The following is a 14,346-nucleotide window of genomic DNA, read 5'->3' as shown; positions in this document are numbered from 1 at the left end:
TATGATAATTTTCATATGTGTTATAGGATGAACGTTATCGCAGCTTCCGGGAGAGATGGCGTGATGGAAAGTTTAAACGGCGCGCACTCGCGCCGTGCCTTCATTAAATTGGCGGCGGGCGGCGCCCTTGTACTTGCGAGCGGCCTTCCTTCGCTGGCGAGCAGCGCGGACGTCGATGCGCTCATTCAAAAATTTTCCGGCGGGAAGAAGCCGAGCGAAGGGCGCATAACGCTCGATCTGCCGAGCATCGCGGAAAACGGATTGGTCGTTCCGTTGAATTTTGAAGTCCAGAGCCCGATGACCGCGGATGACTATGTGAAATCCGTGCACTTGTTCGCTGAAGCGAACCCGAATGTCCAGCTCGCGGACTTCTCCTTCACGCCGCTTGTGCCGAAGGCTGCCGCTCAGCTTCGGATCCGCCTTGCCCAGACCCAAAATGTAACGGCGCTCGCGGTGATGTCGAATGGCGATGCCTACATCGCGAAAAAGGAAGTGAAGGTGACGATTGGCGGCTGCGGCGGCTGATTCCTTCTCACTCGCAAACTCTTCAGGGACCATAATCATGGCAGCCAATGTTAAGCCCCGCGTGCGTATGCCAGCGACCGCGAAAGCCGGCGATATCATCGAAGTGAAGACGTTGATCAGTCACCCGATGGAAAGTGGTCAGCGCAAGGACAGTGCCGGCAAATTGGTGCCGAGGCACATCATCAATAAGTTCACGGCCTCCTTCAACGGCAAGGAAATCCTGAGCGTCGACTGGTATCCCGCGATTTCGGCCAATCCTTACCAGTCGTTTTTTGTGCGCGTGCCGGAAAGCGGACTTTTCGAGTTCGCTTGGATCGACGACGACGGAACGATTTACAAAGCCGAGCAGCAGGTTTCGGTGAGCTGACGGGCTCGGCGTCGTCGCGGTGTAGCAGATTGGGGATTGGGAATGGTTTCGCGCCGGGAGTTCATCGCGGCTGCTTCTGTAGCTGCTGTCGTTGCGTCACGCGCGGGCCTTTCCGTTCGGGCGCTCGCGGCCGGCGCGAAGCTGACGCAGGACGAGCTGCTGAAGTTCGACAGCGTCGGAAATGTCACTCTCGTTCACCTGACGGACCTGCATGCGCAGGTGATGCCGATATATTTCCGCGAGCCGTCGTTCAATATTGGGGTCGGGGCCGCCAAGGGCATTCCGCCCCATATCGTCGATGCGGAATTTCGCAAGCAATTCGGGATCGATGCAAACTCGGCGCTCGCCTACGCGTTGACGTCCGATGACTTCAAGGAGCTTGCGAAGTCGTACGGCGCGATGGGCGGGCTCGACCGGGTTGCGACAGTCGTCAATGCCATTCGTGCCGAACGCGGCGATCGGATGCTGTTCCTTGACGGCGGCGATACCTGGACCAACAGTTGGGTGTCGCTGAAAACTCAGGGCCAGGACGTCATCGACGCGATGAGCCTGTTGAAGCCGGATGCGATGACTGCGCATTGGGAATTCACACTCGGCGAGCAGCGGGTTCGCGAGATCATTGACAAGCTCGGCTTCCCCTTCCTTGCCCAGAATGTTCGCGACACCGAGTTTGAAGAAAAGGTATTCGAAGCGTCCCACGTTTTTGAGCGTAACGGCGTTAGAATCGGCGTCGTGGGACAGGCGTTCCCGTTCACTCCGATCGCGAACCCGCGCTGGATGTTCCCGAATTGGTCGTTTGGAATTCGTGAGAGAGAGATTGCCGCGGAGGTCGAGGCTCTGCGTTCGGGCGGCGCCGACCTCATCGTCATGCTGTCTCACAACGGGTTCGACGTCGATCGCAAGCTCGCTGAGAAGGTTCCGGGAATTGATGTCATTCTCGCGGGTCACACGCATGATGCGATCCCGCAGCTCACGAAGGTAGGTCAGACGCTTATCGTGGCGTCCGGTTCCAACGGAAAGTTCGTTTCCCGGTTGGATCTCGATGTTCAGGATAAGAAGATCGCGAACTTCAGCTATCGTCTAATCCCGATTTTTTCTGATGCCATCACTCCCGATCCCGCCGTTCGCGCGGCGATTGAAACATCGCGCGCGCCATACAAGACGGAGCTTGAGCGCAATCTGGGGCATGCCAACAGTCTGCTTTATCGTCGTGGAACTTTCGACGGAACGCTCGACGCCATGATCTGCGACGCGATTCTTGCGCAGCGGGATGTCGAGATCGCGCTTTCGCCGGGGTTCAGGTGGGGGCCGAGCATCCTTCCGGAATCGCCTATCACATTCGAGGACATCACGAACGCGACGGCGATGACTTATCCCGCGTGCTATCGGATGAAGATGAGCGGCGAACGCCTCAAGGCTGTGCTCGAGGACGTCGCCGATAATATCTTCAACCCCGATCCCTACTATCAGCAGGGCGGCGATATGGTGCGATGTGGTGGTATCAGCTACACGATCGACGTGTCTGAAGGTATGGGACGCAGAATTTCGAATCTCACGCATCTCAAGACGGGTAAGCCGATAGAGGCAACGAAAGACTATCTGGTTGGCGGCTGGGCAAGCATCAATCAGGATGCGGAGGGTCCGGCGATATGGGATGTCGTCGCGAATTACATCTCCGATAAGAAGACCGTCGATATTTCTTCGCCCTCGTATGTGCGGGTGAAAGAGTAGGTCGTTCCGCAGACAGCGAAGTGTCGCGTCTGTGTTCTCTCATTTTTTGCGGAAAGTGGGAGCGCAGGGAGTTCTGCTTTTCCCGAGGCGCTGGACATTTTTAGCCTTGGCGATGCGCTAGAGCGAATCTCCCGTTGCAGACACCTTTGAGGCCTTCCTCAAGTCTCAATAGCTTCAGCGATATATTTTCAAAATCTATCAAATTCATTCTCTGAATGAATTAGTCGTGTTGATTTATGTCAACATTGCCGCGGATCGATGCGTTTTTCTTATCAGACTTATTTCATTGAGAAATCTGTGTGCTCAATCGTCGACAATGCAGAGGTAAATTGCGGCGTAAGGCGACTTTTGGATATCGACAAATCGTTGCTGCTGTGATATGTGCGATGTAATGCGTACTGATTATGTATTTCGATTGATTATGCCGCCCTAACCTCATTCTCACGGAGTTTCCCTTTCTGTAGGCGAACTTCGAAATGCAAGAACTCAAACTAAAAAAAGGGGGACTTAATGGTGAAACTTCTAAGTACGCGGTGCGTGGCCGCCGCTGCCGGGCTTGCAATTGCGGGCGGCGTTCTCGGCTCGATGTCAGCGAATGCTGCGGATCTCGGCGGGAATTGCTGCGCCGATCTCGAAGAGCGGATTGCGGAGCTTGAAGCAACCACGGCGCGCAAAGGCAATCGCAAGGTCTCGTTGACGGTAACGGGCTCTGTCGCGAATCAGATCATGTGGGTCGATAACGGCGCGGCCAGCAACGCTTACATCACTGGCGTTGGCTCGACGTTGAACTCCCATGTTACATTCACCGGCGCAGCGCAGATCACCAAAGATTGGAGCGCCGGATACGTTCTTCAGCTCGAAGTCGGTTCCTCTGATCCGCTGACGGTCGGAAATACGTCAACTGGTGCGGACGGTCCGTCTGGTTTGCATATTGTCAAAAACAACGGCGAGTTCGTCCGGAACTCGGTCGATGTCCTGTATTCGTTCTGGTACTTGAAGAGCGAGCAGCTTGGTAAGGTGAGCGTCGGCGCCATTCCACAGTCCTCGTCGCATGCAGCGGCGCTCGTCGATGGTTCAGGCTCGCTTGTGCAAGCGAACTGGGTGCCGCTGGACGGCATGGCTGTGAACCTCGCCAGAGGTAAAACGCAGCTTATGTTGCCGAACAACTTTGGCACCGGCAATTCGGGCCCGACTGCCAACTTTGGTATGCCGACCGGCGCTCTGATGTGGTGCGGCTCGACGCAGTTGCCCGTCGCCGGCGATTGTAACGCGATCCCACTGAACGGGGTGCGGTACGACTCGCCGACGCTTGCCGGCTTCTCGATCTCCGCAAGCTGGGGCGAGGACGACTTCTGGGATGTGACCGGAAACTACAGCGGCCAGGTCGGCGGCTTCAAAGTGGCTGGCGTCGTCTCGTATCTTCATAACGGAGACGAAAACAACTCTCCGGGGTTTAACGATGCGGTCGGTCTGAGCTTCTTCACGCCTCTCAAAACCGATGCCAACTACCTGCAGCTCGGTGCTTACGTCGAGCATGTCGCAACCGGCTTGTTCGTCTACGGTGCCTACGGCAAGGAATGGAATAACAACATCTATAATCCAGCGCTGCTTGATACCGTTAGCGCTGGCGGACCGGGAACGGCCGCGTTCATCACAGCGAACCAGCCGAGCGGCGACAACTGGTATCTGAAAGGCGGTATCCGCCAGAAGTGGAATCCGCTCGGTCATACCGTGCTCTACGGCGAGTACGGTGAGCGCAACAATATGTTCCATGAGGCTCTTCTCGGCTTCGGCGTTACCGGAAGCAGTCTCACGCAGTGGGGTCTTGGTGCCGTTCAGGAAATTGACGCGGCCGCGATGTCACTCTGGGTCAACTACAAGAACTATGATCCCAGCGTGTCGGGCCCAGGTGTTGCTAGAAACCAGCTCGATAACCTCAACAATCTTAGCGTTGTGACTGCAGGCGGCATGATCAACTTCTGATGCCATCGGCGTGCTGCAAGTCTGCCAATTTGCAGCACGCCTCCTACTTGTCTTCCCCTGAACGCTTTCTATCTAAACTCACGCAATAAGTTTCCTCGTACCACTCCACGGCTTCGTTCCACGTCCAAACTTGAGGGAGGAGTTCCAACTCCTCCCTTTTTTGTTTCGATGCTTCGAGCTTGTTGGGGATTTGAGGCTCGCGCCTGAATGCTGGCACAACTTGACCCGCTGTCTACCTGTTGGTAGGCAGATGCATGGTTTCCCAGGATACAAAATCAGCGCTGCTTGCGGAAGCGGAGGTCCTTATCCGCACGCGGGGCTATGCTGCGTTCAGTTATGCCGATCTTTCGGAACGCGTCGGGATCAGAAAGGCCAGCATTCATCATCACTTTCCGACGAAGGAGGTGTTGGGCGCGGCACTAATCGATGCTTATCTTGCGCGATTTGAACTTGAACTGCAGTCATTGTCCGAGAAACGTGCGAGCGCAAAAAGCAAGCTGCTGTCCTATTCGGATTTCTTTTCCGGTGGGCTGCGTGATGGCCTGATGCCTCTGTGCGGCGCGCTTGCAGCCGACGCGGCTCAGTTGCCGCCTTCGATGCAAGCTCGCGTGAAGAAGTTCTTCAATATCCATCTCGATTGGCTCGAGGAGATTTTGGAGCAAGGACTGGAGGCCGGCGAGTTCAGGGACAACTTGAAGGCACGGCGTTCGGCGACAGTTCTGTTGAGTACATTGCAGGGCGCCAGTCTCGTCGCCTGGGCGCTGAAGGATCCTTCCGTCATCCGGCCAGCAGCGAAGCAGGCAATCGATAGTTTAGCATTTCCGCTCGATTGATTTGCCGACGGACGCATGACTTATTCGCAATTCTTTCGATCGGCGCCGACGGCGGCCGTTCCTTCGTTGCAATAAGCATTTCCGCTCAACCGTAACATCGTATGTCTCGTGATGATGCGTACACGGTCGTTCTGGCCTATAGGCCAGTGAAATAACAAACATTCTCAAAGAAAATTTTCTGACGCCGGCGATGCGGAGCTAGAGTGTCGCAGCTGGTTCATGCATGCGATGGCATGAAACAAAATTTGCGCGAGCCGTTCACGCATCGGATTATGCGAGGAAACTTGAGAAAATTTCTTATATTAGGCGGTTCACTAATTGCTTTTTCGACACCGTTCGGCGGACCGACAGTCGAGCTCGACGAGCCATCGATGTTGGCTTCAATTTTTGCCGCGTACGCGTCCATTCCAGCGAACTGAGCGCAAATTTCGTTGGCAGCATCAGTGATCTAAGACGCGGTCGCGCACGTCACCCGAAATTTTTGAATTGGATTCGCATTATCCGGCGACCGGACGTCGTCACTACAATTGGTGGCTGGAGGCGAAGCTTCACCCGTCGTCACGCTCTCCACCGCCTCGTCAGTTGCGCCTGTCTTGCCATCGTTTTCGTCCACACCTCCTTGGTAGAAACGAAGATGGGCGCAACTGACGCTTTTTCACTGTCACGGGAGTAGCGTCGGGCGAAGCATTTGTGCGGGAAAAGTACATCGGGCGCGGTAGCCGCTAAAATTTTACACTGCCCAATCGAGCACGTAATCGGCCTCGGGATCTTTTGCAGCGACCACTGGATTGAACTGCTGAAGCATGCTCCACAACTCTGTAAACACCGCGGGAGAAACCGTATTGGGCTTGCCGAGTGCGTAGTAGTCGATCGTCAGCGGCTTTCCGTTCTCCATGATCGCTATAGGATCGACGCCGTTCATGCCGTTCGCGACCTTCGATGCCGGTAATATGGCTGATCCAAGGCTCAAGCCGGCCCATTCTTCAACGGTGGCATAGCTGCTTGCCTCGCCGGGATAGCGCCGGAGTCTGAGAGATGCCTTTTCGAAGTGCTGGCGCGTGACCTGGGTCAGTCCGCACACGTTCGGAACAAGGACAAACGTATCCTCGGCGATCTCTTCCAGACGAACTTGCGTCCGGCTCCGCCAGCGGGTGGCATCGGACTTCTTGGGAACGAACATCAGCGGTTCGCTGCAGAGAAGTCGATATACGCAATTGCTAAGCTGACACGCCTCCAAATTCAGCGGAGCCATCACCAAATCCAAATCGCCGGATTTGAGCGATTCACTGATCGCTTGAAGATTGCCTTCGCGATAGACGATCTCGACGTCCGGGCATTTCTTTCTGAATGCTCTCAGCGATTCTTCTGCTTGAGCTATGCCGACGACCGGCGAGAAGCCGACGTGCACGCAACGTTGACCCGGTCTGGCCTGCGATGCGAGTTCTTTGATTTTGTCGAATGACTTGAGCGTTTCCAGCACTGCCGGCAAGAGGCGTTCGCCGACCGGGGTCAACGACAGGCTTCGTGTCGTTCGCCGGAAAATTCTCTGGCCGAGCTCTGTTTCGAGCTGAGCAATGCCGTTCGATAATGTGGGCTGCGTCACGGAACAGCGCGCGGCAGCAGCGACGAAGGATTTTTCTTCGACGAGGGCGCGAACATACCTGAGTTGCTGCAGATTCATGGAAAACCCTCTGGTATGAAAATCACAACACCACGTGTTGTCGAAATCGCTGTCGCAAGTCGCCCGGCGCAGACAAAAAATCTATGATTTATAGGGCCGGAAAATGGACCGCGAAGTCAAACAAAATGTAGACGACTAGGTGTTTTCACGTGGTCACTTAGGAGTATCCCTAAGTCGCGATCACGCATTTTCAGTTGTGGGCGTTTTATGTGCTACTCATCGTTGTGACCACGAGATTCACTGTCGAGCGGAAGATGTGTGGCGGACCTGGCGGCGCGATCGGCGGTGAAAGCATGTTGAGGTTTCCGGCAATCGCCATTGTATGAGCGTATGCTCTTAACACGCATTTTTGATACGCGCGCGGGTGAAGTTCCGTCTCATTGCAGAGAACGCGAACGCCACAATCCAAATTCAGACTCTGCGAATGCTGTGAACGGTAGTGTCAGCTCCGCTTTGCTCATTGTGCCGGAGTGCAGCTCATTTGAGCGAGTGATCTATTTCTGAAATAGATCAAGCCTATATTTTTTCGATTGAGTTACGCGTTCCGGAATCCCCGCCTATTATGCGCGCGTCCGCTGCTCGAGGCATGGAGTAATTCGGGCTTCACTTTAAATCATCGCGCCAACGATATTTGTAAGGCGCAGCTCACATCTAACGAACCCGGAATTTTATCATGCAAAACGCGCGCGTCTCGACTCCGAACCGTATTGTTATTGTGGGCGGAGGATCCGGAGGCATATCCGTTGCCGCCAGTTTGCTGGCGCGGCAGCGGAGCTTGGAAATCACGATCATCGAGCCGACAGACGTTCACTACTATCAACCCGGTTGGACGATGGTGGGCGGCGGTATTTTTTCGATCGCCGACACGCGGCGGTCGATGGCGAACATGATTCCGAAAGGGGTAAAGTGGGTCAAAGATACGGTTGTTACGTTCGATCCGGCCAACAATTCGGTCGTGCTCGGTTCCGGTTCGAAGGTGCAATACGATCGACTGATCGTGTCGCCGGGGCTCAAGCTTAATTGGGATGGCGTCGACGGGCTGCGCGATTCTCTCGGCAGCAACGGTGTGACGTCCAATTATCGGTATGATCTTGCGCCTTATACTTGGAGATTGGTGCAGGAAATGAAGGCCGGTCACGCTGTCTTCACGCAGCCGGGCATGCCGATCAAATGTGCGGGCGCCCCTCAGAAGGCGATGTATCTATCTGCCGATCATTGGAGACGCAAAGGTCGCCTCAAAGACGTTTCGATCGATTTTTGCAACGCCGGAGGCGTGCTATTCGGCGTAGCAGATTACGTGCCGGCGCTGATGGAATACGTGTCGCGCTACGGCTCCAACCTTCGTTTCGGCGAGACGCTGATCCGCGTGGACGGACCGGCGAAGACCGCATGGTTCCAAAAGAGCGCGGCAGACGGGTCGAAGTCCGTCGTCGAAACCAAGTTTGATTTTCTGCATGTCGTGCCGCCGCAGACGGCGCCCGATTTTATCCGTGAGAGTCCGCTCGCCGATCAGGCGGGATGGATGGATGTCGATCAGCAAACGCTTCGGCACAAGAAGTTCTCCAACATTTATGGGTTGGGCGACGTCACCAATACGCCGAATGCAAAGACGGTGGCGGCAGCGCGAAAGCAGGGTCCAGTCGTTGCCTACAATGTGCTGTCCGACATGGGCATCGGTCGCGGATCGGCGATTTACGACGGCTATGGTGCGTGCCCGCTTACCGTTGAGCGCGGCAAGATCGTGCTCGCGGAATTCTGCTACGGCGGCAAACTCGCTCCGACATTTCCTCCTTCGCTTCTCAAAGGCACGCGGCCGACGCGCACGGCCTGGTGGCTCAAAGCCCATGTTCTGCCGTCCGTGTACTGGAATGGCATGCTGAAGGGGCATGAGTGGCTGGCTAAGCCGGCGATCCGGCCGTAGGGCGACGCAAACCGCTGACCGTCGAATGCGACGACCACTCGTTTGCAATCAATGTCTGCTCGATTGCGCCCGATCTGCGTCGCTTCCGCCGTCTCTCGACATAACGGCTCTTGTCTCACAAGGGCGCTTCGGATGCCGAGATCACCGACAACATCGACCATATGAAGAGCACGTGAGGCTAGACCGATGGAAATAAAAGAGCTCGGCGAAAACTTATTCGTATCGGCGCAAATTTCTCCGGGCGATCTCGAAACGCTGGCGGCGCGCGGTTTTCGATCGATCATAGCAAATCGACCTGATGGCGAAGCTCCCGATCAAACCTCGTTCGCAGATATCAGTCGGGAAGCGCATCGGAACGGGATGGAGGTTCGCTACATCCCTGTCGTTGGAAGCAAGATTGCGCCCGACGATGTTTCGGCGTTTCGGCTGGCCCTCGCTGCGCTCCCCAAGCCTATTCTCGCGTACTGCCGTACCGGCACAAGATCGACGTTTTTGTGGGCACTATCGGAAGCGGCGAGCCGGCCGCTGGAAGAAATCGCGGCTCAGGCAAATGCCGCGGGATACGACCTGAAAAATATCGAGACGCGATTGCAGGAGATCGCGTCGCAGCGCCTCGCTCAAAACGTCGAAGGCTAGGAAATGTTTTTTTCCTTCGACCCTTTGGCGACGTTGTCTGGCACTTTGGTAGGTTTCGTTCTTGGTCTGATCGGCGGCGGTGGATCCGTTCTTGCGGTACCGTTGCTCGTCTACGTCGTTGGCGTGCAGTCTCCTCACATAGCCATAGGTACAAGCGCGGTGGCTGTCGCGCTCAGTGCTCTCGCGGGACTGATCGGGCATGCGCGGCAAAACAAAGTGAAATGGCCGTGCGCGTTGGTTTTCGCGAGCGCTGGTGTGGTGGGAGCTGCGATCGGATCGTCGTTGGGAAAGACGTTCAACGGACAGCATTTGCTCCTGTTGTTTGGAATCCTGATGGTGGTTATCGCCGCCTTCATGGTGTTCAAGAAGAGAGCCGACGGCAATCCGGACGTATGCTTGAACAAGACCAGCGCGAAGAGCTTGCTTCCGCTGCTACTTCTTAACGGCTCCGGCGTCGGCCTGATGTCGGGCTTTTTCGGAATAGGCGGCGGGTTTCTTGTGGTGCCCGGCTTGATGGCCGCGACCGATATGCCTTTGATCTTTGCGATCGGGTCGTCCCTCGTTTCCGTCGTGGCTTTTGGAACGACGACGGCTTTCAATTACGCTTTGTCGGGTTTGGTGGATTGGCCGCTCGCCGCGTGGTTCATCGTTGGCGGGATTGTTGGTGGTGTTTTCGGGCGGCGCTTGGCAACCGCGCTGGCGCCTCATAAGTCGCTCCTCACACAGGTCTTCGCTTTCATTATCGCAGTCGTCGGAAGCTACGTTATTGTGCGCGGCTGGCAGAATCTCGGCAGTTAGGAAGTGCCGCCAGCTTCGCGATGGAGGAATGTGATGCTCTGGCAGATTGTGAGGATGGCTTTACTTCTCGCGATCTGCTGTATCGCATCGGAGCAGGCGAACGCCGAAATCAACATCGCGCAATCCCCCAACGATCCGGTCAAAGCACCACGGTTGACGGTGCTCTATGACGCCTTCGGAAAAGATCCGTTGCTTGAGAAGGATTGGGGTTATGCGGCCCTCATCGAAATCAACGGCAAGCGCATTCTGTTCGATACGGGCAACGATCCGACTGTTCTCGAGCGGAACGTGAAGGCAAAAGGCGTCGACCTATCGCGGCTCGATTTCGTAGTCATTTCGCATCGTCACAGTGACCACATGGGTGGCCTGTCGTATGTTCTGTCAGTCAATCCGGAAGTGAAGATCTATGCGCCGAAGGAGGCGTTCGGCGTGTTCGGTTCTTCCTTGCCGTCGAGCTTTTACCGAAAGGCGCCGGCGCTCGCTCCAGAGCAACGATATTACAATGGCGCGCCTCCGACGACGATGCGGTTCGGAACAGCATGGCCCAAGGCGAATATTCAACTCGTTGACGACACGCTTGAGATTATCCCAGATATTTCGCTGATTTCTCTCGTTTCGGATAAGCCGGGAACGCTGGAACTGAGAGAGTTATCGCTCGCGATCGGAACACCCGAGGGCTTGACTCTCATTGTCGGGTGTTCGCACCCTGGGATTGACCGGATCGTTGAAGCGGCAGTCTCGATCGACAAACGCATTCATATAATCTTGGGCGGAATGCATTTGGCGACGGCGCCGGATGCGGAAATTGCGCGGCTGACGTTCTTGCTTCATGAACAGTATCGCGTGCAATGGGTCGCGCCCGGCCACTGCACGGGCGAGCCGGCGTTCGCGGCTCTCTCGAGCAGCTTCGGAAGCCGATATCTGTATGCTGGATTGGGGTCGGTGATCGATCTCGGGGCAAATCCACGGCGCGCAAGCATGGATCGGCTTGAGCGGCAGGCGATGGATAGTCAAGACGCTGATGGCTATCGCAAGATCAGACGCGATATGCTGATAAATTTCGGCGGCCGGTCGCGAAATAGAACTGCGCACTAGCTTTGTTGAGCGAGAGCGGGCGGCTAATGCCACTCAGTTATTTGGGTTGGCCAAGGCAGTCAGCGCCAACTTGTCCTGCTCAGAAACTCACAGATTAAGATCGGAGCGGACAGCGATCGACAGCATCTCAGCGGTCGTTCGCGCGTTGAGCTTTTTCCGCATAGCTTCGCAATCTCCCGAAACCAACGTCGAGGAAATGTTCAGCTCCGCCGCGATCTGCGTGGAACTGCATCCGTTGAGAAGAAGACTGAGTACGTTTTTCTCGCGGCGCGTGAAGTGAGAATGATATTTCTGCTGGGCTATTCTGGTAAATGCGATCTGCTGGATCAATTCTTCGCCGATCCAGGTCTTGCCGTTGCCGACAGCGTCGACCGCTGAGCGAATTTCGTCGTTGGAGCTGCGTTTGCTGAAAAAGCCTTTTGCGCCGCAGTCGATTGCGCGCATCACCAAGTAGGGATCGTCGCGCATCGAAAAGATGAGCGATCTGAGCTTGGGCCTCTGCTTCGTCAGCCTGCGAACGAAATCAAATCCGGAGCCGTCCGGAAGCTGGGCGTTGATGATGATTACGTCTGGGCGGAGCTTTGCGATCATCGGGCGCGCTTCGACGATCGTTCGCGCGTCGTAGAGCGACACGGCGGGATTTTGCTCGAATATGCTTCGGTATCCCAGCACGATGATGGGATGGCTCTCGACGACCAGAAGATTCATTGACTACGGAGTCCGGGAAGCCCCGTTGCGTATTACAAGCGAGGGATGATGGAATGGCGGTTTGACCTAGCGCAAATACTTAAGAGTTGGGGCGAAGCGCAAATTGAAAGTTCTAATGGCTTTATTCCGAGAATAAATTGATGACTGTCGTCTGTGCGATAAATACGTGTGCTGACTAAAAATTACGCGGCTTGAGAGTCGTGCAACCAATTTTTGATTGCTGAAATAAAAACGCACTGCCGGCAGCAAAGCCGGCAATGCGATGAAGCGGGAGTTACCTGAAAGCCGATATTATTTGAGCGGCAGCATCAGATGCTCGTATGGCGTGCCGGGCCACATCACATAAGGCACGGTTGGGTCCGCCTTGGCATCGCGCGGATAGGTTTCCAGCATCGTCTTTGCGTCCGTTCCAACGATCATGACGTGCGGACCGGTCTGAATCCAATTGTTCGTCGGCGTCGCCTCGGTGTTGTGGTCATACGGATCTGTGTTGCTCACGCCGCTATCGCCATTGAGCATGTACATGAATCCGACTGCGGCAGTCGGCGGCTTTTTGTTTTGCCAAGCGTCGGCCCAGGCCATCGCGGCTGCGTCAGCGCACATCGGTTCGCCCGTGTGATGCGTACCGGGATCCATGCATGTCCAGCCGTTGGTGCCTTTTTGGATGACCTTCATGGTGCCGTCGGCTGCGGTATTCATAATCGTAGCATTGGCGACGATTTTTGCCGGTGCGGCCGTCTGCAGAACTTTGATCAGCTCTTCATCGGTGCGAACGAGGCCATGGGCAAAAGCGAGTGACGGCGCCGCAATGCCGATGGCGATTGCGAGTGCTAATCTACGCTTCATCAAATTGTCTCCTCCGAATATTTGTTTGTTCCGCTGGCGCTTTCCCTCAGCCCTCACGATTGAAATCGAGAGGTATCGATCTTGGGAGGAGGGGCTCGCTATTGCGTGCTTCAGACATGACCTTCGACGACGGGAAAATCTGTCCGTCCCGGCGGTCATCGTCGAATGTTAGTCGAAAAAAAGAGCCAGGTTCACACGTGAAGAACACGCGGAATGCAGCGTATAAATACTGTTCTCGGAAAGCGCGAAGTTCTGCGTCCGAGTGGCGCGCGTTTCAAAATTTTGGAAATGAAATGCAGACGCGAACGTCTAGTTCGTTGCAGACTTTATTCCAGAAAAAGCACGGGTGGTGCTGCACGGCGACGGCCGCGTGACGGTCAGTTTGCTTTCGAGCAGGCAGTCCCATAGTTCCGTGAATTTCTTGCGTGGCAGATTCGATGCTTGTCCAAAAACAATGTATTCGATCGCGACGGGGCGGCCGTTGTCGACAATCGGGATCACAGTGCCGGGGTAGTCCCTTATTTTTGACTCGGGCAGTGTCACGGAGCAAAGAGACGCGTCGACAAAATCGAGCATTGATTGATAGCCTGTGGCACGGTGTTCGTAGGCGTTAATGGCATGGCCTTGTGAGCGGAAAAGATGGCGCGTCGTTCGCGTCAGGCCGCAATTATCCGGAAGCAATACGAAGGCTTCCGCAGCGATGTCGCTGACCGTCACGCATTCCATGGCTTCCCATCGGCTGCGTTCGGAAAAGCGTGGAATAAAGAACAATTGCTCAAGCATGAGCGGCAGGCGCAGGATGTCGGCATCGAGTTCAAAATCGGTGTCGTGCGGTACAATGATAAGATCCGCTTGTCGAAGCTTGAACATGTTTTGAAGCTCCTCGACGCACCCTTCGCGATACTCTAGAGCCACGTCCGGATGCTTGGCTTTAAAGCGGGAAAATATCACTTCTGCTCGCTCGGCGCCGATGAGTGTTGTCACTCCTATCTGTGCTGTTGCGCTCATTCGGGTGAAGTGCCGCCTTATTGATTTTGGAGAGCTGGCTTGTTGTTGGAGTCGAGGGTGTGTCTGCTTTGCAAATTCGGCTCATTATCGGAAATGCGCAGGTGATATTTTTGGTAGCGTTCAATGAATCCGTGAGCGGCTTTCCTCAGATCTTTGATCGTCGATCGGGTGTGCGGCTCGAAGAGAAACCGCAATGCCTAAGAACGACCGCAAT

At 55.4% G+C, this 14,346-nt stretch carries 13 protein-coding genes; 9 read left to right on the top strand and 4 right to left on the bottom strand.

Going from position 1 to position 14,346, the window contains the following annotated elements; genetic code table 11:
- The first annotated feature begins 63 nt into the window (after positions 1 to 63).
- From soxY to HYPGJ_RS10045, 5 genes are all read left to right on the top strand, one after another.
- Positions 64 to 525 (top strand): thiosulfate oxidation carrier protein SoxY, encoded by a 462-nt coding sequence (gene soxY / locus HYPGJ_RS10065; RefSeq protein ID WP_046847077.1) that lies wholly within the window; start codon positions 64 to 66, stop codon positions 523 to 525.
- Between the two features lie 37 nt (positions 526 to 562).
- A complete protein-coding gene (soxZ, locus tag HYPGJ_RS10060) occupies positions 563 to 892 on the top strand; it encodes a thiosulfate oxidation carrier complex protein SoxZ (protein ID WP_046847076.1) in 330 nt (109 codons plus the stop codon).
- Positions 893 to 934: 42 nt separating this feature from the next.
- Entirely contained in the window at positions 935 to 2,623 is a 1,689-nt protein-coding gene (gene soxB / locus HYPGJ_RS10055) for a thiosulfohydrolase SoxB (protein ID WP_046847075.1), read from the top strand.
- Between the two features lie 510 nt (positions 2,624 to 3,133).
- Complete coding sequence (locus tag HYPGJ_RS10050) at positions 3,134 to 4,606, top strand: porin (RefSeq protein WP_046847074.1); 1,473 nt, start codon at positions 3,134 to 3,136, stop codon at positions 4,604 to 4,606.
- Between the two features lie 254 nt (positions 4,607 to 4,860).
- Positions 4,861 to 5,439: a TetR/AcrR family transcriptional regulator gene (locus tag HYPGJ_RS10045; protein ID WP_046847073.1), complete on the top strand. Its 579-nt coding sequence runs from the start codon at positions 4,861 to 4,863 to the stop codon at positions 5,437 to 5,439.
- A gap of 730 nt (positions 5,440 to 6,169) precedes the next feature.
- On the opposite strand, the gene HYPGJ_RS10035 is transcribed toward HYPGJ_RS10045, so the two are convergent.
- The gene (locus HYPGJ_RS10035) at positions 6,170 to 7,120 is read right to left on the bottom strand and encodes a LysR family transcriptional regulator (RefSeq protein WP_052750863.1); all 951 of its coding nucleotides are present in this window, start codon (positions 7,118 to 7,120) and stop codon (positions 6,170 to 6,172) included.
- A gap of 673 nt (positions 7,121 to 7,793) precedes the next feature.
- Between HYPGJ_RS10035 and HYPGJ_RS10030 the strand changes: the two genes are divergently transcribed.
- The 4 genes from HYPGJ_RS10030 to HYPGJ_RS10015 all read left to right on the top strand — a co-directional run bounded on the left by HYPGJ_RS10030 (position 7,794) and on the right by HYPGJ_RS10015 (position 11,570).
- A complete protein-coding gene (locus HYPGJ_RS10030; RefSeq protein ID WP_046847071.1) occupies positions 7,794 to 9,041 on the top strand; it encodes an FAD/NAD(P)-binding oxidoreductase in 1,248 nt (415 codons plus the stop codon).
- Positions 9,042 to 9,227: 186 nt separating this feature from the next.
- Entirely contained in the window at positions 9,228 to 9,677 is a 450-nt protein-coding gene (locus HYPGJ_RS10025) for a TIGR01244 family sulfur transferase (protein ID WP_046847070.1), read from the top strand.
- Positions 9,678 to 9,680: 3 nt separating this feature from the next.
- The gene (locus HYPGJ_RS10020) at positions 9,681 to 10,475 is read left to right on the top strand and encodes a sulfite exporter TauE/SafE family protein (protein WP_046847069.1); all 795 of its coding nucleotides are present in this window, start codon (positions 9,681 to 9,683) and stop codon (positions 10,473 to 10,475) included.
- Positions 10,476 to 10,508: 33 nt separating this feature from the next.
- The gene (locus HYPGJ_RS10015) at positions 10,509 to 11,570 is read left to right on the top strand and encodes an MBL fold metallo-hydrolase (RefSeq protein WP_052750862.1); all 1,062 of its coding nucleotides are present in this window, start codon (positions 10,509 to 10,511) and stop codon (positions 11,568 to 11,570) included.
- A gap of 87 nt (positions 11,571 to 11,657) precedes the next feature.
- Here HYPGJ_RS10015 and HYPGJ_RS10010 read toward each other — a convergent pair whose 3' ends face one another.
- From HYPGJ_RS10010 to HYPGJ_RS10000, 3 genes are all read right to left on the bottom strand, one after another.
- Entirely contained in the window at positions 11,658 to 12,278 is a 621-nt protein-coding gene (locus tag HYPGJ_RS10010) for a response regulator transcription factor (RefSeq protein ID WP_046847068.1), read from the bottom strand.
- Between the two features lie 291 nt (positions 12,279 to 12,569).
- Positions 12,570 to 13,124, bottom strand: coding sequence for a hypothetical protein (locus HYPGJ_RS10005; RefSeq protein ID WP_046847067.1), 555 nt, complete (start codon positions 13,122 to 13,124; stop codon positions 12,570 to 12,572).
- A 309-nt stretch (positions 13,125 to 13,433) separates the two neighbouring features.
- Positions 13,434 to 14,132 carry a substrate-binding domain-containing protein gene (locus tag HYPGJ_RS10000; RefSeq protein ID WP_083984093.1) on the bottom strand — a complete coding sequence of 233 codons (699 nt, stop codon included), beginning with the start codon at positions 14,130 to 14,132 and terminating at the stop codon, positions 13,434 to 13,436.
- Between the last annotated feature and the right edge of the window lie 214 nt (positions 14,133 to 14,346).

The sequence above is a fragment of the Hyphomicrobium sp. GJ21 genome (assembly GCF_001006785.1).
Lineage (GTDB): Bacteria > Pseudomonadota > Alphaproteobacteria > Rhizobiales > Hyphomicrobiaceae > Hyphomicrobium_B.
Note: the sequence above shows the minus strand (reverse complement) of the source record. Positions and strands in the feature narration are given on the sequence as shown.